This window comes from Microbulbifer agarilyticus S89, assembly GCF_000220505.1.
GTDB classification, from domain to species: Bacteria; Pseudomonadota; Gammaproteobacteria; order Pseudomonadales; family Cellvibrionaceae; genus Microbulbifer; species Microbulbifer agarilyticus_B.
On the sequence record NZ_AFPJ01000036.1, the window covers coordinates 55,889 to 76,392 of the forward strand.

The 20,504-nt window shown below is 57.5% G+C and carries 23 protein-coding genes and 4 tRNA genes; 18 read left to right on the top strand and 9 right to left on the bottom strand.

Going from position 1 to position 20,504, the window contains the following annotated elements:
* Positions 1–117: 117 nt before the first annotated feature.
* Complete coding sequence (locus tag AS89_RS0111215) at positions 118–582, top strand: hypothetical protein (protein ID WP_010132731.1); 465 nt, start codon at positions 118–120, stop codon at positions 580–582.
* Positions 583–596: 14 nt separating this feature from the next.
* Here the strand turns inward: AS89_RS0111215 and AS89_RS0111220 are convergent, their stop codons facing one another.
* Entirely contained in the window at positions 597–1,415 is an 819-nt protein-coding gene (locus tag AS89_RS0111220) for a glutaminyl-peptide cyclotransferase (RefSeq protein WP_010132732.1), read from the bottom strand.
* A gap of 71 nt (positions 1,416–1,486) precedes the next feature.
* On the opposite strand from AS89_RS0111220, the gene AS89_RS0111225 reads away from it, so the two are divergent.
* The gene (locus tag AS89_RS0111225; protein WP_029249963.1) at positions 1,487–2,116 is read left to right on the top strand and encodes a DUF502 domain-containing protein; all 630 of its coding nucleotides are present in this window, start codon (positions 1,487–1,489) and stop codon (positions 2,114–2,116) included.
* Here the strand turns inward: AS89_RS0111225 and mnmC are convergent.
* The 4 genes from mnmC to AS89_RS0111245 all read right to left on the bottom strand — a co-directional run bounded on the left by mnmC (position 2,113) and on the right by AS89_RS0111245 (position 5,939).
* Entirely contained in the window at positions 2,113–4,185 is a 2,073-nt protein-coding gene (gene mnmC, locus AS89_RS0111230) for a bifunctional tRNA (5-methylaminomethyl-2-thiouridine)(34)-methyltransferase MnmD/FAD-dependent 5-carboxymethylaminomethyl-2-thiouridine(34) oxidoreductase MnmC (RefSeq protein ID WP_010132734.1), read from the bottom strand. The genes AS89_RS0111225 and mnmC overlap by 4 nt on opposite strands.
* A 63-nt stretch (positions 4,186–4,248) precedes the next feature.
* Positions 4,249–4,788 carry a flavodoxin FldB gene (fldB, locus tag AS89_RS0111235; RefSeq protein WP_010132735.1) on the bottom strand — a complete coding sequence of 180 codons (540 nt, stop codon included), beginning with the start codon at positions 4,786–4,788 and terminating at the stop codon, positions 4,249–4,251.
* Between the two features lie 3 nt (positions 4,789–4,791).
* Complete coding sequence (gene trmL / locus AS89_RS0111240) at positions 4,792–5,256, bottom strand: tRNA (uridine(34)/cytosine(34)/5-carboxymethylaminomethyluridine(34)-2'-O)-methyltransferase TrmL (RefSeq protein ID WP_010132737.1); 465 nt, start codon at positions 5,254–5,256, stop codon at positions 4,792–4,794.
* Positions 5,257–5,408: 152 nt separating this feature from the next.
* Positions 5,409–5,939 (bottom strand): glycine cleavage system protein R, encoded by a 531-nt coding sequence (locus AS89_RS0111245; RefSeq protein ID WP_010132738.1) that lies wholly within the window; start codon positions 5,937–5,939, stop codon positions 5,409–5,411.
* Positions 5,940–6,145: 206 nt separating this feature from the next.
* Between AS89_RS0111245 and AS89_RS0111250 the strand changes: the two genes are divergently transcribed.
* The 3 genes from AS89_RS0111250 (at position 6,146) to AS89_RS0111260 (ending at position 8,028) form a co-directional block, all read left to right on the top strand.
* On the top strand, positions 6,146–6,952 hold the full coding sequence (locus AS89_RS0111250; protein ID WP_010132739.1) for a class I SAM-dependent methyltransferase: 807 nt from the start codon (positions 6,146–6,148) through the stop codon (positions 6,950–6,952).
* 177 nt (positions 6,953–7,129) lie between these two features.
* On the top strand, positions 7,130–7,372 hold the full coding sequence (locus AS89_RS0111255; protein WP_010132740.1) for a YheU family protein: 243 nt from the start codon (positions 7,130–7,132) through the stop codon (positions 7,370–7,372).
* Positions 7,372–8,028 (top strand): alpha/beta family hydrolase, encoded by a 657-nt coding sequence (locus AS89_RS0111260; RefSeq protein WP_010132741.1) that lies wholly within the window; start codon positions 7,372–7,374, stop codon positions 8,026–8,028. The genes AS89_RS0111255 and AS89_RS0111260 overlap by 1 nt, the downstream gene beginning before the upstream one ends.
* Here AS89_RS0111260 and AS89_RS18440 read toward each other — a convergent pair.
* Positions 7,958–8,290, bottom strand: coding sequence for an antibiotic biosynthesis monooxygenase family protein (locus AS89_RS18440; RefSeq protein WP_010132742.1), 333 nt, complete (start codon positions 8,288–8,290; stop codon positions 7,958–7,960). The genes AS89_RS0111260 and AS89_RS18440 overlap by 71 nt on opposite strands.
* Positions 8,291–8,505: 215 nt before the next feature.
* On the opposite strand from AS89_RS18440, the gene tusA reads away from it, so the two are divergent.
* Positions 8,506–8,739, top strand: a complete 234-nt coding sequence (tusA, locus tag AS89_RS0111265; RefSeq protein WP_010132743.1) for a sulfurtransferase TusA — start codon at positions 8,506–8,508, stop codon at positions 8,737–8,739.
* An 87-nt stretch (positions 8,740–8,826) separates the two neighbouring features.
* On the opposite strand, the gene AS89_RS0111270 is transcribed toward tusA, so the two are convergent.
* On the bottom strand, positions 8,827–9,513 hold the full coding sequence (locus tag AS89_RS0111270) for a hypothetical protein (protein WP_010132744.1): 687 nt from the start codon (positions 9,511–9,513) through the stop codon (positions 8,827–8,829).
* Between the two features lie 598 nt (positions 9,514–10,111).
* Here AS89_RS0111270 and AS89_RS0111275 point away from each other — a divergent pair.
* Genes AS89_RS0111275 through AS89_RS0111295 form a run of 5 tightly spaced genes read left to right on the top strand, consistent with a single transcriptional unit; the run spans position 10,112 to position 14,949 of the window.
* Positions 10,112–10,648, top strand: a complete 537-nt coding sequence (locus tag AS89_RS0111275; RefSeq protein WP_237709677.1) for an elongation factor P hydroxylase — start codon at positions 10,112–10,114, stop codon at positions 10,646–10,648.
* Complete coding sequence (locus AS89_RS17390) at positions 10,645–11,550, top strand: 5'-3' exonuclease (RefSeq protein WP_010132746.1); 906 nt, start codon at positions 10,645–10,647, stop codon at positions 11,548–11,550. Before AS89_RS0111275 ends, AS89_RS17390 begins: the two co-directional genes overlap by 4 nt.
* 44 nt (positions 11,551–11,594) lie before the next feature.
* Positions 11,595–12,776, top strand: coding sequence for a 4-phosphoerythronate dehydrogenase (locus AS89_RS0111285; RefSeq protein WP_010132747.1), 1,182 nt, complete (start codon positions 11,595–11,597; stop codon positions 12,774–12,776).
* Positions 12,773–13,972, top strand: coding sequence for an ATP-NAD kinase family protein (locus tag AS89_RS0111290; protein WP_010132748.1), 1,200 nt, complete (start codon positions 12,773–12,775; stop codon positions 13,970–13,972). The genes AS89_RS0111285 and AS89_RS0111290 overlap by 4 nt, the downstream gene beginning before the upstream one ends.
* 32 nt (positions 13,973–14,004) lie before the next feature.
* Positions 14,005–14,949 carry a class I SAM-dependent methyltransferase gene (locus AS89_RS0111295; RefSeq protein WP_010132749.1) on the top strand — a complete coding sequence of 315 codons (945 nt, stop codon included), beginning with the start codon at positions 14,005–14,007 and terminating at the stop codon, positions 14,947–14,949.
* Here AS89_RS0111295 and AS89_RS17395 read toward each other — a convergent pair.
* On the bottom strand, positions 14,940–15,329 hold the full coding sequence (locus AS89_RS17395) for a hypothetical protein (protein WP_010132750.1): 390 nt from the start codon (positions 15,327–15,329) through the stop codon (positions 14,940–14,942). The genes AS89_RS0111295 and AS89_RS17395 overlap by 10 nt on opposite strands.
* A 29-nt stretch (positions 15,330–15,358) precedes the next feature.
* A complete protein-coding gene (locus AS89_RS0111305) occupies positions 15,359–16,573 on the bottom strand; it encodes a pyridoxal phosphate-dependent aminotransferase (protein ID WP_010132751.1) in 1,215 nt (404 codons plus the stop codon).
* A gap of 279 nt (positions 16,574–16,852) precedes the next feature.
* Between AS89_RS0111305 and msrB the strand changes: the two genes are divergently transcribed.
* The 7 genes from msrB to AS89_RS17400 all read left to right on the top strand — a co-directional run bounded on the left by msrB (position 16,853) and on the right by AS89_RS17400 (position 20,450).
* Entirely contained in the window at positions 16,853–17,260 is a 408-nt protein-coding gene (msrB, locus tag AS89_RS0111310; protein WP_010132752.1) for a peptide-methionine (R)-S-oxide reductase MsrB, read from the top strand.
* A 38-nt stretch (positions 17,261–17,298) separates the two neighbouring features.
* Positions 17,299–18,177, top strand: a complete 879-nt coding sequence (locus AS89_RS0111315) for a DUF1499 domain-containing protein (RefSeq protein ID WP_010132754.1) — start codon at positions 17,299–17,301, stop codon at positions 18,175–18,177.
* Between the two features lie 197 nt (positions 18,178–18,374).
* Positions 18,375–18,450: transfer RNA gene (locus AS89_RS0111320), tRNA-Glu, on the top strand.
* A gap of 1 nt (position 18,451) precedes the next feature.
* Positions 18,452–18,527 (top strand) — tRNA-Gly (locus AS89_RS0111325).
* A 104-nt stretch (positions 18,528–18,631) separates the two neighbouring features.
* Positions 18,632–18,707: transfer RNA gene (locus tag AS89_RS0111330), tRNA-Glu, on the top strand.
* Between the two features lie 38 nt (positions 18,708–18,745).
* Positions 18,746–18,821: transfer RNA gene (locus AS89_RS0111335), tRNA-Gly, on the top strand.
* Between the two features lie 339 nt (positions 18,822–19,160).
* Entirely contained in the window at positions 19,161–20,450 is a 1,290-nt protein-coding gene (locus tag AS89_RS17400) for a patatin-like phospholipase family protein (protein ID WP_138976396.1), read from the top strand.
* Positions 20,451–20,504: the final 54 nt, after the last annotated feature.

Genomic DNA, 20,504 nt, shown 5'->3' on the forward strand with positions numbered 1-20,504 from the left:
GCGGTTTTGATTGATAAAAATTGGCGTGGCTTGCCTCGCTGTTGGCGCCCTGTTTGTCCAAAAAATGAGACCTTGAGCTATAATCCGGGCAAGGCCGACATAGATAAGGATAATGCTATGCGCGCAATGACAATGAAGTCGACGCCTATTTTTCGCACACTGGCTGCTCTTTTTTTGCTCAGCCTGGCCGGCTGTGTGTCCAATCAGCCAGAGCCCATTAACCCCCGCAGCCTTGCCCAGTCAGCGGTGGCCGATACCCATTTGGGGTGGAAGCCTGCCCCTGCCCATCAGTTGAACTACTCCCTGGCGACGTCATCGGGTATTGCGCGCATGGAAATGCGTGAGCTGCCTGTGGACCTGCAGGCCCTGACAATTGAACTGCCGGGAATGCGTAACGTAGAGGGGGTACAGTGGCGGGCGGCAAATGGCCAGCAGGCGATGCTGTTTGATGGCGATCAGGGAATGGACGGCGTCACACTCGAGCGTCAGCGACGCGGTTACCGGCTGCAGATGCGAGGTCCTGCGCTGGAGTCGATGCGTAGCGGCGGTTTCCTGACCGTGATCGACTATTACCGCAACTGACTGTCGTACCTACGTTACTGCGTCCCGCTATCTTCTTCCGCAGAGTCAAAACCGAGCCCCTGCGGGCGCAACAGGTAGAGGTCGGGCCAGTACTTTCCCGTTACCCAGAGCCCATTGCGGCCCTCGTCCCAGGCGATTCCGTTGGCAACTGCGTCCACATGCTGCCGTCCGCGCAGGCTCTGCTTGGCGAGCTCTGCAAGATCAATCCAGCCTCGAACTTTCCCCGTCTCAGGATCAATCGCGATTACCCGGGAATCCTGCCAGATATTGGCCCAGATGAGGCCGTTTACATACTCCAGTTCATTTAACAGGGACCAATTCTGCCCGCCTCCCGTAACCTTGAGGCGACGGGTGACCTTGAACCCGTCTGGTGTACGGAAGGTGAGGGTATTGCTGCCGTTGCTCATGATCAGTGATTCACCATCGCTGGTCAGTCCCCAGCCTTCGCCCTTGTAGTGCAGGAGGTGCACCAGGTTGAAGTTACGGCGATCGTAAATCTGCAGCTCGCCTGCGCGATAGGTCAGCAGATAGAGGTAGTCATTGAATACGGCGAGTCCTTCGGCAAAGCGATTACCCGCAAGCCATTTTCGTCTTACCGGGTTAGCACTGGGGTCGGTATACTCCGCCAGCCAGGAGCGTCCATACAGGCCGCTGCTCTCCAGCCAGCGCTCGCCGTCAAAGAAGAGGCCCTGGGTAAACCGGTCGTCTGGGCGGGGTTTGCGCTCCAGCACCTCGAAATCCACGGGTCCCGGGGTAGCTGCGGCAAATGCCGGAGTAGACAGTGCCGGAGTAAACAATGTGAGCCAGAGCAGTGCCGCGAGAGGTATTTTCATGCTTTGATACGGTTATCCGGGGTTCGCTGGTGTTGTGCCGGTTTTTGTCAGTTTTCGATTAATACAGTGTTATGACCAGAATAAAAGCTTTCATCACTTTGACCCTGTTGGGTGGGTTGGCCGTCGTACTACCGATCGCGATTTTTATTTTGCTGTTCCAGTGGTTGTTTGGCCAGATCAGCGAATTGGTGGCGCCGGCCACACAATGGATGCAGGCGCATACCGAGTTCAAGGATAGCTTTGCCCGCCTGATCGTCATAGCCCTGAGTCTGGGGATCTGCTTTGTCATTGGCCTGCTGGTCAAGACCAGCGTCGGGCGCTGGATACACAAGCACCTGGATTTTTGGCTGGGTAAGCTGGCACCGGGTTATAACACCATCAAGGACCTGGTGTTGCAGTTTATTGGTGGGGGTGGCACCGAGGGCGTGCTCTCCGGGCCTGTGGCACGGGCACGGATTCATGGGGCGAGTAACCCGCTTTCGGTCACCGCAATCGTCACATCAATCCATGACAATGGTGATTACACCGTATATGTACCCACGGCCCCGGTACCCACTTCGGGTTTCGTGTATCACTTGCCTCCCGACTGCGTAGAAATTTTGCCCCACGTATCCGTTGAGGCGGCGATGAAATCGATTGTTGCCTGTGGTTCCGGTAGCGGCACATTGCTGCAAGTCCCTACACTTGCCGAAGAGCGCTAAATTTCCCGGTTTTTACCCAGTGCGCGAATGGCAAAGCGCATTGGGTGCAATGCTTTAACCAGGTCTTGCGACACCGGCATGGCCTCGCGATTTATCCAGGCTGCGAGCACTTCCGCGGCCAGCGGTGCATAAGTGAAACCTCGCGACCCCAACCCAGCCAGCACATACAGGTTTGGCTGGTACGGGGTACGCTTGCCAATCAGCTGCTTGCGATTTTTGCGCAGGGCACCATAGGAATTTTCCAGCTCTTCCCATTGCGCCACTGGCCCGGCCATCGGCAGATAGTCCGGGGTGGCGGCGCGCACTGCTGCGCGCCCGCGTAGCGTTTGCTCCGCGAACTCCTGTGCGAACCCCGGCAGCAGTGATGCAAGGGTCGCGAGATTTTCTTCGTGTTCTTCCTGGCGAATCTCTGTTTCCGACTGCTTGAGCTTGAAGGTGGCACCAAAGCTGTGCTGCGCATGCCGGGTTTCCGCTGGAGCAATGTAGCCCTCGCCACACAATGCGATCTTCAGTTTCTCTGATGTGGTAGTTGCCTCTGCAAAGGTGACCTGCCCGCGAATGGGCTGTAGCGGCAGGGGCGCCGTCTGCGGAAACTGGCGGTTGAAGTTCGCGGTACACAAGATCAAAGCATCAAAAGGCTGCGTTTGCTCGACGCCAGCAAGGTGCAGCTTCCATTGCGCTTTTCCTTCAGAGCCCCCTTCGTATACAGCATCACGAATGCGCGTGCCGCAGCGTGTCTGGATATTGGGGTGCTGCAAAAGCGCCTCGCAGACTTGGCGCGGTCGCAGCCAGCCGGCGTGAGGGAAATACAGCCCAGGGAATTGCAGGGGGACACCCGCATATTCAGATGCCTGCTCGGCGCTGACCGGTCGCGCCAACAGGCTCGTGTCATCGAGTTGCAGTTGTTGGCAGATTTGCTGCTGTAACTGCTGTTCCTTTCCGCTCTGCGCCAGCTGCAGCAAACCCTCGAAATGTGCTGCGTTTGGACACTGGCGCGGATAGTAGCGCTGTGCAAACTGCAGCGCCTGGAGGTTGAAATCTCCATTGGGGCCCGGTTTCGGCGATAGCTTCGCGTACAAGATTCCCTGATCATTGCCCGAGGCGCCACTGCCGGGATGTTCGCCCTGTTCGAACACGGTAACCTGATAATTGCGTGCAGCCAGTGCGCGTGCCACAGAGACACCAGCGATACCGGCACCGATAATGGCCACGGTATTGGGTTTCGCAGCCGTTCCCGAGTTTGGGGGCAAGTGCCAGGGAGTTCTCTGGTAAGTGGAGGACGCGCTTGTTGTGGAATCGGTGGCGGTTTCGGCAGCGTCTGCAAACCTGCCGCGCAGCATTTCCCGTTTACGCCCAAAGCCGGGCACCTTCTCCAGCGCAAACCCCACGGACTTCAGGCCGCGCTTCACGATCCCAGCGCAGGTAAACGTGGCAAATGTGCAGTCTGGAGCACTCAGTGCGGCGATCGACTGAAACAGGGCCTCGCTCCACATCTCCGGGTTTTTCGATGGGGCAAAACCATCCAGGAACCAGGCGTCGACCCAGCGATCGCGATTGACGTCATCCAGGGAGAGGGAGTGAAAACCATCGCTGGCCTCGCCAATGACCAGCGTCAAATGGACATTGGGCGTGAGGTCAATACGGTGTACCCCGGGGGCAAGGTAGGCTGGATATTGCGCAATAAGCTGGCGGCTCAAGGGTTCGAGTGCCGGCCACATTGCCAGCGCCCTTGCCAGGTCTTTGGGGTGTAGGGGGAACTTCTCTACGCTGACGAAATGCAGGTGCGCCGATGCCGGTGCTGTGTCATGCCAAAGTTGCCAGGCAGCGAGAAAATTCAGGCCGGTGCCAAAACCGGTTTCGCCGATGGTGAATACGGCATTTTCTGTTAAAGCCGCCCAGCGTTCCGGCAAGTGATTTTGCGCAAGAAAAACGTGGCGGGTTTCTTCCAAGCCCGAGGCGGTGGAAAAATAGATATCGTCAAATGCCCTGGACACCGGTTGGCCATTGTCGCGCCATTCCAGTTGTGCGTGGCTTACCGGTTTATTGTCTGGTTGAGTTTGATCGCCCATGTGGCAGCAAATTACGGTAGCGAGCTACTTAATAAGTGATTGATAAGTGATTTTGGCAGAGTGTTACTGCAGGCCGAACTCGTGCATGATCTGTGCGCACCACTGGTCCAGGCGCTCGTCGGTGCGATCAAACTCGTTCTCTTCGTCCAGTGCCAGGCCCACAAACTGGGCGCCATCCGGGGTCAGCCCCTTGGACTCTTCGAATTCGTATCCGTCAGCAGACCAGTAGCCCACGGCTTTTGCACCCACAGCGACCACCTGTGCGTGCAGGTAGCCAAGTGCATCCTGATACCACTGTGGGTAGCCCTCCTGGTCACCCAACCCGTAGCAGGCGACCTTTTTGCCGCTTAAATTCATCGCAGCCAACTGATCCCAGCAGTTTTCCCAATCTTCCTGGAGCTCTCCGTAGTCCCAGGTCGGGATGCCGAGAATCAGGAAATCGTAGTCCTGCATCTCCGCGACATCATCGCTGGCCACATTGTGCAGGTCGATCCATTCGTCGCCGATACGCTCGCGAATTTTTTCCGCAGCCATCTCGGTGTAACAGGTACTGGATCCATAAAACAGCCCGATCGGGGCGCGTGTGGTGTCTGTTGGTTTCATGATCTACTGCGCGTTCACATAGCCAAGCTGTCGCCAGGCCTCATAAATAACAATCGCCGCGGCATTGGACAGGTTGATGCTGCGGCTGTTGGCGCACATGGGGATGCGCAGGGTGTGTTCCTGTCCCGTCATCGCGAGAAATTCGGCAGGCAGACCGCGAGTTTCCGGGCCAAACACAATCGCATCATCCGCGCGGAATTCGACTTCAGAATGGGGTTTGCTGCCCTTGGTGGAGAGCGCCAGCACGCGCTTGGGCTGCTCTGCAGTCACAAACGCTTGCCAATCGCGATGGCGCACAACCCGGCTGTACTCGGCGTAGTCGAGCCCAGCGCGGCGCAGGCGCTTGTCATCCATGGCGAAGCCCAGAGGTTCAATCAGGTGCAGTTCTGCACCGGTGTTGGCGCACAGGCGAATAATGTTGCCGGTGTTCGGGGCAATCTCTGGTTGGTAGAGAACGATTTTGAACATAGCTAATGGTTGGTTAAGGGCACTGCTTTGATAATGCATGCATGTCGGCGGAGCCGACACTAGCGTCGTCAGAGGTATCGACGGTATCGAGTACCCAAAACCAAGACAAGGTCAGCCGGGCCCGCAACCGCATGGGTCATGACGGGCGCGGATTATAACGCGGAGGAGGTCTCTTCGCAGTCTATCTCGACCCCAAGCTCATCGGCGATTTCGTCTAGTTCGTCGTGCAGGCCGTCAATACTGACATCTTCGCTCACACTGATGGTGCATTCGGCGGAAAACAGCGGCTCGCCACTCCACGGGGTGCTGCCGTAGCGCGTATCCAGCGTCTCCATATTGATTTTGCGCGCAGCCAGCGCACGGGAGATTTCCTTTACGATGCCCGGACGGTCATTGCCCACCAGCTTCAGCTGCAGGGTCTGTCGACTATCTGCTGCCACCGCCAAGGCGTCCTCGATTTGCAGTTTGAAGTCTGCGCCGGCCAGGTTGTGCAGTGCCGCTTTCAGACGTGGGCTGTCCTGTGCGGTGGCGCTCAACCTTACGATCCCGGCGAATTTGCCGGCGAAATGGGCCATGCGACTGTCTTCCCAGTTGCCGCCGTTCTCTGCCACTACGGCGGAGAGCATCTCCACCACGCCGGGCTTGTCGTCGCTGATAATCGAAATGACGAAGTGCTGTTGCATGAGGGCTTCCTTACTGGCGCTTTTAACACTGTGCAATGGTTCGTGAGATGAATTGTAGCCAGTGTGACCCCCGGGGGGCAAAAAACGTGAATAGCACTCATTTAGTCGATATTCGCCTCCAAGCGACTTTACATGGGGAGGGGCAGGGTGTTGAATCTGGCGGTGAAGAAAATAATTCTAACCAGGCTCAATCGAGGAGACCCCTGATGAAATTGACTCACTGGCTTGCCGGTATCGCGTTTGCGGCGACTACGGCTGGCGCTGTTCAGGCCGACGCGATCAAGGATGCGGTGGCGAGCGACAAGCGCACTGCAGAATACGCTGCGCGCGATGAATTCCGTCACCCGGCCGAAACCCTCGAATTTTTCCAGGTGAAGCCCACCATGACCGTGGTGGAAATTTGGCCAGGCGGCGGCTGGTACACCGAGATTCTGTCTCCGCTGCTGCAGGCGGAGGGCAAGCTATACGCCGCGCACTTCCCCAAAGAGACCGAGGTCGGCTATTTCAAGCGTTCCCGCGAAAACTTTGAAAAGAAGCTGGCAGACAACAAGGATACTTTTGGCAAGGTCGTGATGACCGAGTTCGCTCCGGGTCAGGACCTGGAAATCGCCCCGGCGGGTACTGCGGACGCGGTGCTGACCTTCCGTAACGTGCACAACTGGATGCGCGGTGACAATGAAGCTGCAGCCTTCAAAACCTTTTACAAGGCGCTGAAGCCAGGCGGTGTACTGGGTGTGGTTGAGCATCGGGCTAAACCGGACACTTCCCGTGAGGACATGATGTCCAGTGGTTACATGACCCAGGACTATGTTGTTGAGCTGGCGACCAAGGCTGGGTTTGTGCTCGAAGAAGCCAGCGAAGTGAATGCCAACCCCAAAGATACCGCGGCACACCCGAAGGGCGTCTGGACCCTGCCACCCCGTCTGGCATTGGGTGATGAAGACAAGGAGAAGTACCAGGCCATCGGCGAGAGCGACCGTATGACCCTACGCTTCCGCAAGCCCAAGTCCTGATCCGTTAAGGATCCAGCGATGAAAATGCCCCGAAATTCGGGGCATTTTTCGTTTTGGGCTTGGGTAACGCTGGGTTTGACTGCGCTTTGCTGCGGGCGATCACTGCGACGCGCTTAGAGACCTACCGCCGCCTAATCTGATATGTTCTGCTGCAGAAGTTGCCTTACAGATACCCCGATGATTATTCCATTCAAACAACTCCCACCCGAAACCCTGCAAAACCTGTTGGAAGAGTATGCGACCCGCGATGGTACCGACTACGGCGAGCGGGAAGTCAGCCTTGACGCTAAGGTTTCCAGCCTGCGTCGTCAGTTGGAAGACAAAACCATCGTGATTTGGTTTGAGCCGGGTGAGGAGTCGGTCAACCTGATTCTGGCCGAGGACATTCCCAGGGACATCTCCAAAGATGGTGACCACTGATGGCGGGGCCAGATGGCTGGCTGATTGATCAACCGGAAACGCCGCCGGTTGGTTGGTTCCTGTTTGCCCACGGTGCCGGCGCACCGATGGATAGCGATTTTATGCAGGCGCTGACGCAATTGCTGGTAGAGCGGAACCTGGGTGTTGTGCGTTTTGAGTTTCCGTACATGGCGGAGCGCAGGGAAACCGGTAAGCGCCGACCACCCAACAAGATGGACGAGCTACTGGCGCACTTTCAGAACCAGATTGACCGGGCGCAGTCCACGCTGCCTCAGGCACCGCTGTACATCGGTGGCAAATCTATGGGAGGGCGCGTAGCGAGCATGCTGGTACAGGACAATTTTGACGGCGGGAAGGTGGCAGGAGCCATCTGTCTTGGGTACCCCTTCCACCCGTCCGGAAAACCAGAAAAATTACGCACCGAACATCTGCAGCCATTAACCAGCCCCACCCTGATTGTGCAGGGCACCCGAGACAAGCTTGGGAGCCGGGAAGAAGTTGACGGTTACGCTTTGGGGAGTGGGATTCAAATGCACTGGCTGGAGGATGGGGATCACGACCTCAAGCCACGCAAGGCCAGTGGCTTTACCCAGTCACAACACTGGCAGGCTGCGGCTGACCAGATGCGGCAGTGGATGCGTCTTCAAGAATCGTAATCTTTTCTTCGTGGGCGAGCATGGGGGCGAGCTGAGCCATTTGCTCTCGTCGTTCCTCGCTGCCATACCAGTGTTGCCAGTGCAGGACCGACTTCCAGCGCGACATGGTGAAGCGGCGCAGCGGATTGCCCATTTCGGTATAGGTATGGCCGTCCACGAATCCAGTGGTCTGGTAGGCATTGGTAAGTAGCCGGCGCGCGGCCTCCTCGTACGTAGACTCCAGATCCTGGGCAATTTCCCGCTCAATCAATACGTAAATCATCGCAATTCATACACCATTCATACATACATCATTCAAAGTTACGATCGACTTTAGAGTACCCGGTAAGTGACTGGCAAGTACTTGTGTCTTTTCGAGCCTTTGGGCGTGGTGATCCCACACCCAGCAGTTTAGTCTTCAGTGCGTTCCGCTGCGCAGACTGGTGAGTCCGAGTACCGCGGATGACGCGGCTCATGAAATCGCCGACAATAGCCCCTATGAAGTCACAACACACCCTTGATGCCCGCGGCCTGCTGTGCCCGGAACCCGTAATGATGCTGCACACCGCTGTACGCAAGGTCGCTGCTGGTGAGGTACTGCAGATGTTTGCCACAGACCCATCGACTCAGCGGGACATACCGAAGTTCTGCCAGTTCCTCGGCTACGAATTGGTGAAGCACCTGGAAGAAAATGACGAGTTCGTTTATTGGATCAAAAAAGCGGACAGCTGAACGCGCTCCTCGGTCTATCAAGCGGCGGAAATAACAAGGGCGACCACTGGTCGCCCTTGTTTTACGTGATGTGTAGGGAAGTAGTTGCTAGGGCGAAGTGACAAGCGCCGCGATCGCAGCAAGGGCCTCCGGGTCCTCAGATTTGATCTTGTTGGCGATGTGGTGTTGGAAGAAGTAGCGGAAACATTCGGACTCCTGCGCCGAGTACAGGCACTCGTCCCCGGGCAGCACCGGCGTGGTCTCCACACTATTGTGATCAATCAGCATGCCGTGGATCTCTCCGCTGGCAAATAGGCGCCAGCTCACGACTTCCGTAAGGGTCAGGTTTTCCTTGTCGGCATCCATAAACACCGCATGGGTGCCAATGGTGTCGGGAACTTCCTGAACAACTTCGTCTGCCTGATTGCTTTCGTACTCGAAGTATTCCGCCGCAGTCTCCAGCTCGACGATCTTATGGATGGGGGGCTCGTGGAAGATCTCCTCGATGCCCGGGTCGTAATAGCCTTCAAACCGTCCATCCAGGGGATCCTGAATATCCGGGCAGGCCACAATGGAGTTTAACCAGGGAACCAACCCGACCACCTCGCCGTTGGCACGCAGGCCCCAGCAAAGGATTTTCAGGCTGTAGAGATCTGTCCCACTGGAATTGTTGGAGTAGAGCATTTCCAAGCCGTCGAGCTCCGGAGAAAGACGGATAAACCGCAGATTCTCTGAAGTTTCGATTGGCTTGCCGGTGAAGAGGTCAACCACGTTGTTGGTACTGTGGTCGGTCATAGAGCACCTCCTTGCAGGGCCGGTAGTAGGGCGGGAAGGTCTTGTACTACTTATGAGGTGCAGCCGGCGTAGGGATAGCGTGCGAGGGCCGGGCGGCCATCGCCGAATCCAGACTCCGGGAGCAACTTTTTTGCCTCCCTGGGAAGCCGGTACCGCAACCGAAAACAACCGCGGAGCGCTGCAAAAAACACCGCATCAAACGGGAGTAGGTTTCCGGTATCCCTGTGTCCAAAGGTATATTCTGATCCGCAGAAATACAACCAGCGGAATGGGGTTGTTTACTACTAAATGTCTCCTTTTTGATGGAATGGGCCGGAAGCGGCTACCAACTGGGTATTGGACCATCTCTCAGCATCAGTGTTCCCAGCCTTGATCCCGGCGCACTCGCTGATATAGTCCGCGCCAACCGGGCATTTCTGCAGGAATTTCTCTGCCAGTCTTGAACTATGAGCAGCCGTGCGCAGAGACCGCCCCGAGCAGTACGAGCGTCCCCAGAAGAGAGTAGCCACACGTTTTGTCGAATACGGTTATTGATGAGCAAGTTCCATACCATCCTGCGGAGCCCCGCGAGGAAATGGGTGACGTTTCGCCACGATCTGTGACTGAATGTATAGTCATCGTATTCAATGGGTGCTTTGCCGCCGCCGACAGCCTCAATACCCGTCTTGAGGGTGGCTACCCTGAACCTTACTACCGCCCGGGGCAGAACCCAGGTGAGACACATTGCGTGCAATTTACCCGGGATTACCCAGCCAGCGCACTGCATGAAGCCGCGCATTGGTGTGTGGCGGGCGCCGAGCGGCGCAAGCAGCCGGACTACGGTTACTGGTATGCCCCGGATGGGCGCAGTGCCGAGCAGCAAGCGGAATTTGAACGGGTGGAAGTAAAGCCCCAGGCACTGGAGTGGATTTTCGCGCGCGCTTGCGGCCTGGGTTTCCGGGTAAGTGCGGATAATCTGGATGCGGGGCTTGGCCCGAGTGCAGGTTTCAAACGTGCAATTTGGCAGCAGGTGCAGAATTACTGTACCGAGGGCGTCAATGCGCGCGCCGAGCTGTTTGCGCGCTCACTCGCACAGGCTTTTGGCCAGCCAGACCCGTTCAAGCAGACGCAATTTCGACTGGAGGACCTCGGGTGAAGCAGATTTATCTGGTGGATGCCTCTGTATATATTTTCCGCTACTACTTTGCGTTGCCCCCAAATTGGGAAAGTCGCTCCGGTTACACCACCGAAGCGGTATACGGCTTCAGTAATTTCTTGCTGGATCTATTGGCGCGCCGGCCCGAAGGTATCGCTTGCGCATTCGATGAATCCCTCGGTAGCTGCTTCCGCAACGAGATATATCCGGACTACAAGTGCAGTCGGGTATTGCCGGACGAAGCGCTCGCTTTTCAGCTCGCTGCATGCCGGGAAATGGCCGAGGCCCTCGGTATCGCCAGCTTCGCCAGTGCGCGTTATGAAGCAGACGACATTCTCGCCACCCTGACCAGGATCTGTGCCGAACAGGGGGAGGCGCCAGTGATCGTTACCCGCGACAAAGACCTGGGGCAGTTGCTCAGTCGCGGCGCAGCGAGCCTGTGGGACTTTGCCGCCGACGCATATATGGAAAGCGCCGAGATAGAAGCGAAATTCGGTGTGCGCCCCGAGCAAATCGCCGACTATCTGGCTCTGGTCGGCGACAGCATCGACGATATCCCGGGTGTACCCGGTATTGGTGCCAAGACGGCAGCGGGCTTACTAAGCGAGTTTCGCTCCGTCGATGAATTACTGGCAAACCGAGAGCGCGTAGCGGGCCTCAAAATTCGCGGGGCCAAGGGTTTGGTGGGCAAACTGGCGGAACATGAGGGCCAGATTCGCATAGCGTTGCAGCTCGCGCAGTTGGCTTACGATGTGCCTGTGGGGGTGACGTCTGAAGCGCTAGCCCACAATGCCTCCGATCCTGAGTTGGCGATTGCCCTGGCTGAGGAGTTCGGTATTGGTGGGCTCGCCAACAAAATTTCCCGTACGCTGACGAACATGCGCGACGAGCTTGTGACCTGACCCGTCTGGACTAGATACTGACTTTTAACGATATACGAGAAGCCATGAGCCATAACGCCACCGCAGCAACAACACAAACAACATCAATTGCAACGCCACTCACCATCGTCGCCGATGAAAACATTCCCGGGCTTGAACAGTGGTTTGGTGATCTCGGGACGATTGTGCGTGCGCAGGGGCGCGGTCTTTCGGCTTCGCAATTGGTGGATGCGGATATTTTGCTGGTGCGCTCGGTCACCCAGGTGAACCAAGCGCTGCTGGCGAATACGCCGGTGCGTTTTGTCGGTAGTTGCACGATTGGCACCGATCACCTGGATACGCATTGGCTGGAGCAGCAGGGTATCGCCTGGAGTGCGGCCCCAGGCTGTAATGCTAATTCCGTGGTGGAGTACGTGTTCTGCGCACTGGCGGCGCTGGATGTCGATTGGCGCGGGCGCAATTTCGGCATTGTTGGTTGTGGCAACGTCGGTGGGTCGCTGCAGCGCAAACTGCATGCGTTAGATATCCAGTGCAAAATTTATGACCCCTGGAAAACCGATAACCCGGATAGCGCGCCGCTCGAAGAGGTCCTGCAGCAGGATGTGATTTGCCTGCACGCTCCTCTGGTGAAAGATGGCCCGCACCCCAGCCTGCATATGATTGATGGCGAGGCGTTGGATCGTATTCGCCCCGGTGCGGTGCTGATCAGCGCCGGCCGTGGTGCAGTGATCGACAATCTCGCGCTACGCGAATGGGATACGTCGTTTACCACAGTGCTGGATGTTTGGGAAAACGAACCGGATATGGATGCGGAGTTGCTCAAACGCGTAAACCTCGGCAGCCCGCATATCGCCGGCTACAGTCACGATGGCAAGCTGGCGGGGACGCGCATGATTCGCGAGGCGCTCAACCAGGCGCTGGACCTGCCTGTGGCAGCAACCGCGCAAGAGGCCAGCTCAGAGCATTCGCTGGAGCAGTCACTGTTGACCAGCGACCAGTCGGGCTTTGCGGCAATGCGTGAATTGCTGTTGTCGATGTACGACCCGCGCCAGGACGATGCGCGCCTGCGCGCTGCGGCGCAGACTGCGGCCAGCGGCGGTGAACCTTTACCTCTTGCGTTTGATCAGCTTCGCAAACAGTACCCCAAGCGTCTGGAATTCTCACATTACACTTTGCCATCGCCCGTACAGTTACCGAATCTCGACCAGGCGGTGCGTACGCAACTGGCAATACTGGGGCTCAAGTGAAGCTTAAAAAACTCGGACTTATCATCAACCCCTGGGCAGGAGTTGGCGGCCCTGCCGGACTCAAAGGGAGCGATGGTGCAGACACCGTGACACGCGCTCTGGCGGCGGGTATCGAGCCGCAATCGCACAAGCGTGCGACAATAGCGCTAAGTGCGTTGCAACCGTTTAGTGATGCATTGCAAATTGTGACTTTTGCCGGCGATATGGGTGAGGACCTGGCAGCATCGCTGGGCTTTACCGTGAATGTTATTGGTGCTGCAGCCGGTGAGCGCTCAACGCCAGCCGACTCTGAGTTGGCCGCCGCAGCAATTCGCGATGCCGGTGCGGATTTGATTGTGTTTGCTGGTGGTGACGGCACCGCGCGCAATATGGTCAATGCACTGGGCGATGGCTTTCCTGTGCTGGGGATTCCCGCCGGGGTAAAAATGCACTCCGCATGCTTTGCGATTTCCCCGCGGGCGGCAGGCGAGGTACTGCGTCGGCTGATGTCCGGTGAGCTGGTGGATTTACACCAGCGCGAAGTGCGCGATATCGATGAAAAATCCTTTCGTGAAGGGAGGGTAAGCACACGCTTCTACGGTGAACTACTGGTGCCGGAAGAAGGACAATTCTTGCAGGCAGTAAAAAATGCCGGCCGCGAAGTCGAAGAGCTGGCAGTGGCAGACATCGCCGCGCAGATGGTGGAAGAAATCGACGAGCTGGACCCGGAGACCCTGTATGTATTCGGGCCCGGTTCTACGACCCTTGCGGTGCTGAACGAGTTGGGTGCGGAGGGGACGCTGTTGGGGGTGGACCTCTGGTGCAACGGTTCCCTGGTGGCGGCAGATGTGAGCGCCCCGCAAATAGTGCAGGCAATCGCGCAGCACTGTGAAGCTAACCCTGAGCGCCCGGTAAAGATTATTCTTACCGCCATCGGTGGTCAGGGCCATTTGATTGGTCGCGGTAACCAGCAGCTTAATCCGCAGGTTTTGACCAGCGTTGGCCGGGAAAACCTGTTGGTGGTGGCCACCAAAACAAAGGTCACCGAACTGGGCGGCCGCCCGCTGCTGATTGATAGCGGGGATCCGGCACTGGACGAGGCCTGGAGTGGTTTTGTGCGGGTAGTCACTGGCTACCGCGATGAGATTCTGTACCCATTGTCTGGTGACGGCAGCGGTATTGCGCCAGATTATTCGTCTGCCGCAGGCGACGAATAACACTTAGTAAAGAACGAAAGAGTACAAGTACATTGAATTGGGAACTCTTGCTGCAGGTAGTGCGCAGCAAATTGCAGGAAGAACAGTCTCAGAGTGAGGTGCCCGATAGCCGCCGTCTGTTTCACGGACGTGGGCATTGCTATGCGGGCCTGGACAGTGTGTGTGTAGACAGCTATCACCCCGCCATTCTGGTCACCCTGTTTGACGAATATCCTGAAGAAGATGCACTGGCGAACCAGCTGTGGTCGCTGGTGGAGCCGTTCGGGTACCGTGGTGTGGCCGTGCAGCGACGCTATCAGCGCGGTGCCCCCATTCAGTGGCAGTGTGGCGAGGCAGTGGAAACACCGGTGGCCCGTCGTGGCGCGCTGAAGTTTCCGCTCACCTTTGACCGTCAGAACGTGGGCTTCTTTCTGGACATCGAACCAGGCCGCCAGTGGCTGGAGCAGCAGGTGCGGGAAAAAGCCGGCACGATCGAAAACCTCAAGCTGCTGAACCTGTTCGCGTTTACCTGTGCGTTTTCCACAGTGGCGCGCGCCGCGGGCGAGCTGGAAGTGCTGAACGTGGATCTGAACAAGGGCGTACTAAAGCGTGGGCAGGCCAATCACCAGTTGAACAACCTGACCAGCAAGGGTATTCGTTTTCTCGCCATGGATGCGCTGCGGGACTTCAAACGCTATGACCGTCGCGGGCCGTTTCAGCTGGCGATTGTTGACCCGCCCACGCGACAGCGGGGGAGTTTCGATGCCGCAGAGAACTATGCACGGCAGTTGGAGCTATTGCCCGGCTGCCTGGCGGACGAGGCTGACTTGCTGCTGGTACTTAATTCACCAGCCCACAGTGAGCAGTATTTCCGTGACTTGATTGAAGCCGCGAACCCGGGCTTTTCCGTGGTGGCGCGGTTGCCACAAAATCCGGATTTCCCGGATAGCGACTCCGACGCGGCATTAAAAATGTTGCACGTAAAATTTCACAGGTGACGCATTAAATCCACGACCAGCGCTTCCAGTTTAGGTGACGAGCCTCCGCGAACTGCCTCGTTCAGTTTTTCCGCATTGCTCATCCCATCCTCACCGCGGCTTACCATCAGTAAGAAGCTGCGGTGGGACAGGGTGGCTTCCTCTACCGCTTCTTGACGCACCAGTTGGGCGAAATTGATATAGCCACATTCCTTGAGCCAGGTCATCGCGCCCAAGCAGGCCAAATGGCGGGGGGAGTGCAGGCCAAATTCGTCCGGGGTGTCGGGGCCGGAAATATCTTCCACATAGATGGTCGCGGGCGCGGGGAATTGCTGGAACAGTGCCAGCAGAATGCGCCCCGCATCGCGGTAAAAGTCGTGAATATGCAGGTCGTCCAGCATGGTGCTCAATTGCCAGGGGTCAGTGCTATTTATTGGGTGTAGTGTTCGAGGAAATTGCCCAGCCGCGCAATGGCATGCGACAGGTCGTCCGCCCGCGGCAGGAACACGATGCGCACGTGGTCTGGTGCATCCCAGTGGAAGGCGCTGCCCTGTACCAGCAGGATCTTTTCCTTGCGCAGGAACTCGAGCACGAAGCGCTCGTCGTTTTCGATCTTGTGTTTATTCAGGTCCAGCTTGGGGAACAGGTAGATAGCGCCCTCTGGCTTCATGCAGCTGACGCCGGGGATGTCATTCAGCATGCGATACGCGAGATCGCGCTGCTGGCGTAGACGACCACCGGGTAGCACCAGGTCGTTGATGCTCTGGTAGCCACCCAGCGCCGTTTGTACGGCGAACATGGCCGGTACGTTACTGCACAGGCGCATAGAGGAAAGAATATCCATGCCCTGGATAAACCCCTTGGCACGCTGCTTGGCACCGCTGACAATCATCCAGCCAGAGCGGAATCCCGCCAGACGGTAGGATTTCGACAGGCCGTTGAAGCTCAGGCACAGCACGTCTTGTGCCAGTGAGCCCATGGGTACGAACTCGGCGTCGTCGTACAGGATTTTGCTGTAGATTTCGTCGGCAAAAATCACCAGGTTGTGCTCGCGCGCCAGCTCGACGATTTGCTCCAATAGCGCGCGCGGGTATACGGCACCGGTGGGGTTGTTCGGGTTGATCACCACGATACCGCGGGTGCGGGAAGTGATCTTCGACTTGATGTCTTCGATATCCGGCAGCCAGCCCGCTTGCTCATCGCAGCGGTAGAGTACCGCCTTGGCGCCGGTCAGATTGGTGGCGGCCATCCACAGCGGGTAGTTGGGCATCGGCAACAGCATTTCATCGCCGTCGTTCAGTAGCGCCTGGGTGGACATGGAAATCAGCTCGGACACGCCGTTGCCGAGGTAGATATCATCGATGTCCACGTCGGGAATGCCCAGTGTCTGGCATTCCTGCATGATGGCCTTGCGCGCCGCAAACAGGCCCTTGGATTCCACATAGCCCTGCGCCTGGGACAGGTTGTAAATCACGTCCTGCAGGATTTCATCGGGCGCGTCGAAGCCGAAGGGTGCCGGGTTGCCGATATTCAGCTTCATGATCCGGTGGCCTTCTTCTTCCAGGCGCGTGGCCTGCTCCATGACGGGCCCGCGAATCTCATAACAGACCCCGTGGAGTTTTTCCGACTTGTGAATATCCTTCATTGCAGCGTTCTTTAATTGGGCTCAGTAAATTGGGTTTGTGCGCATCGGCTCGGCGGTTTTGGTAAAACCGTTTCTATGGAGCCGCCAGGCAGGCAAATTCGTTTCTCTCCAACGCTCGGACCTAGTAGGCTGTACTGCTCGTTGTGAAGGCAATCAGCGGCTGGTCGGCCCAGCGTTTTGGTGGGCGCCCCGGGGTATGAGGTGCTGCCACAAAGCGTTTTGCCGGGGCAGGGTAATGCCGCTGGATACTGACTTTTCAGGCAAAAAAGGAGGCACAGTATGGCAAAAGAAAAAGACGATAACTACTGGCGCGAGCGCCTGACTCCGGAAGAATTTCGTGTTTGCCGGGAAGCGGGGACCGAGCGTCCATTTACCGGCGAGTACTGGGACACCTTCGAGGACGGCAAGTACCTGTGTCGCTGCTGTCAGGAGGTGCTGTTTCACTCTTCGTCCAAGTTTGATGCCGGCTGTGGTTGGCCCAGCTTCGATGCGGAGGCGAGCGCGGGGGTTGTTGAGGAGCGGGCGGACCACAGTCTCGGGATGCGACGGGTTGAGATACTGTGCGCCAACTGTGGCAGCCACCTTGGGCACGTCTTCCCCGACGGGCCGACCGAGACCGGCTTGCGCTATTGTGTTAATTCACTGTCGGTAAAACTGGATCCGGATACCGAATCACAAGATGACTGAGCCCGCGCGAGGGTAGAGGGTAAGGTAGGAGGCTGATTATGCTGCGTTCCGGGCGTCCTCGTCACTGGAGTCGCTGGCTGTACCGCATTCAATGGACGCTGCTTGCGCTGATTGGCCTGGCCATTGTTGGCGTGCGGGTCGGGCTGCTGAAGCTCGACTCGACGTATTCCGTCTTCACTGTCCTCGGCCTGGCGATGATTGCGGTGGCGCTCTTTGCCATGGTGGTGTTCCTGTGGGGTATGGTAAAGAGGAATGCAGAGGCACGGATCTCGGCGTTGTGGGCCATGCTGTTAGCGGTCATCCCCGTAGCCGTACCGATGATGTTGGTGGGCCAGCAGAACCTGAATACACCGGCGCTGTACGACATTACTACCGACCTGAAAGACCCGCCCGAATTCGACATGCTGATCTCCTTGCGCCGGGAGGGCGACAACAGCCCCGCTTACCCCGGGCGCGTCTCCGCAGAGATCCAGGCCGCTACGCCCGCTTATGCCGATATCAAACCGCTAGTTGTGGATGTTCCGGCACGTAAGGTCATAGAGCATGCAGAGACGGTGGCACGGGAATTGGGCTGGCGGGTGATTGCGGTCCAGCCCGCCAAAGGGCGGCTGGAATTGGTGGGGCGTACCCCTTTGCTGGGCCTGACCCAGGACATCGTGGTACGTGTTCGCCCGGACCAACCGGACACGCCCGCTGAGTCAGCCGCGCCTGAGAAGCCATCTGATCAACAAAAGGCGGAGGTAAATGCTGCGCCAGCGAACGGTAAACCGGGGCCGGTGCGGGTGGATGTGCGCTCTGCCTCCCGCACCGGTGCTCGCGATCTGGGCAGTAATGCGGCGAGCATCCGCCTCTTTCTTGGGCACCTGCAGCAGCGATTGGAACGCTGGGCGGGAGAGGAGCCCCCGGCGGCGCAGTAATCGCTGGTCACCGGTGCCGAGCATTTTTGCGGGTTTTGGCCGCTGGTTGTGTAAGTGCCTGTATGGAAAGGAAAAATTTCTGGAAAAGTTTTAAATCGGGTGTTGACAGCCCCCCGGCCTCTCCATAGAATGCGCCCCACTTCGACGCAGTACTGACTTACGGAAACGACGGTCAGCAACGCCAAGAAGGATTCTGGGTCCCCATCGTCTAGAGGCCTAGGACACCGCCCTTTCACGGCGGTAACAGGGGTTCGACTCCCCTTGGGGATGCCACGCGGGAATAGCTCAGTTGGTAGAGCGCAACCTTGCCAAGGTTGAGGTCGCCGGTTCGAACCCGGTTTCCCGCTCCAAGTTTTCGTTCGCCGGCATAAGCGGGTGAACAGGTAGATTGAAAGGTTCGCAAGAACGTGTAGGTTTACCAAACTCAACCTCGTTGAGGTTGGGAATGTTCTATGTCCCCATCGTCTAGAGGCCTAGGACACCGCCCTTTCACGGCGGTAACAGGGGTTCGACTCCCCTTGGGGATGCCAATGCTGTGAAGCTGCATTAGCGGCTTTGCCACAGGATTGCGGGAATAGCTCAGTTGGTAGAGCGCAACCTTGCCAAGGTTGAGGTCGCCGGTTCGAACCCGGTTTCCCGCTCCAAAACAAAAAGCCGCTCTTTGAGCGGCTTTTTTTTGCCCACTATTTGCCTGCCTTCCGATTGTCCTTTCTCTTCCTCTGCGCTGCCCGCGCCTGGGCTGTCATCTGAGCCAATACTTACGCTGCTCTTTGACGGGGCGCGGAGCCCTGGCTTTGCCACGCCTATACTTCTGTTCCTTGCTCAGCGCCGGCGGGCCAGAGCTGGCATGAATGTGTGGCAGAGAAATGGAGGTGTGATTGCACTGGTCAGGGAAAAGACCCGCAGTAGCGCGGTGTGCACTGGCGATCTGTCTTGCTTTACTGGTGAGCGGTTGTACGCACCAGTTGCAGACAGAGACGCCATTGACGCGCTGGGAAGCGGGTAGGAACGCGGAAATTGAGCGCCGTATGTCCGCCGAGCGCTCCCCCGAGTTGGCTGTATTGTTAGCATTCTCCGGTGGCGGTACACGCGCTTCCGCCCTCGCTTATGGTGTGCTTGAGGAGTTGAGAGATACCCCTGTACACATTCATGGTCGCGAGCGTTCGCTGCTGCAGGAGGTGGACGTCATTTCGTCTGTATCTGGCGGCAGCTTTACCGCAGCGTATTATGGGCTGTATGGAAATCGTATTTTTGAAGATTTCGAGCAACGATTCTTGCGCGCAGACGTTCAGAGCGCACTTCTCTCGAGAACCCTGAACCCCCGGAACTGGCCACGCCTCGCTAGCCGCACCTTTGGCCGTTCAGACCTGGCGGCAGAATACTATGACCAGCAGCTGTTTGGCGGTGCGACTTTAGCCCATATGGAGTGGCCCGGTGCACCGAGAGTCGTGATCAATGCCTCGGACCTGAGTTCGGGCGTCCGTATCCCGTTTCTGCGGGAGCTGTTCGATCTTTACTGTATTGATGTGGGCGCCTATCCCATTTCTCGGGCGGTCGCAGCATCGTCATCGGTACCTTTGCTGTTTTCACCAATCGCGGTAAAGAACCATGCAGGGACCTGTGGCTTTCCGGTGCCGGAAGAGTTACTGGATACGCAGAGGCAAGAGAGGCAGAGTAAGCAAGCGCTCGCCGCACGGGAGCTGTCTCTCCATCTGGATCGCGAACGGTGGCCCTGGTTTCACCTTGTGGACGGTGCGATATCGGACAATCTTGGCCTGCGCAGTTTCTACCGGAATCTATCCCTGCGAGAAAGTGGTCAACAGGCGACCGACCTGATGCCGCAAATCAAAGCGCGCCACATTCTGGTGATCCTGGTCGACGCGAGCGCTCGCCCCCATGTCGAGTGGGCCCGTCACGGCAAATCGCCTCCGCTGTTCCAAGTGGCGAAAAGTGTGGTCAACCGACAGATTTCACATCGCAGTGACGACACCATCCTGCTGACGCGGGAAAAGTTTGAAGATTACGTGGCGGAAAACTCTACCCCGGAGCGGCCGGTTACCTTTCATTTCGCGGAAATCAATTTTGAGCACTTGCCGAATCCTGCAGAGCGTGCGTATTTCGACGATATTGGTACGAATTTTCGTCTGACTGACCAGCAAGTCGACCAGTTGATTGCGGTCAGCCGCCACTTGTTGACCGAGTCTGACGAGTTCAGGGGGTTTCTCCAGCAACTGGGCGCTCAGAGTACCTCCAGGCAATCCCGTTCTCCATGAGGTTGCAATATCGGGACTAACGGCGTTGAATATGCGCCCTTACCGTCTGGAGGA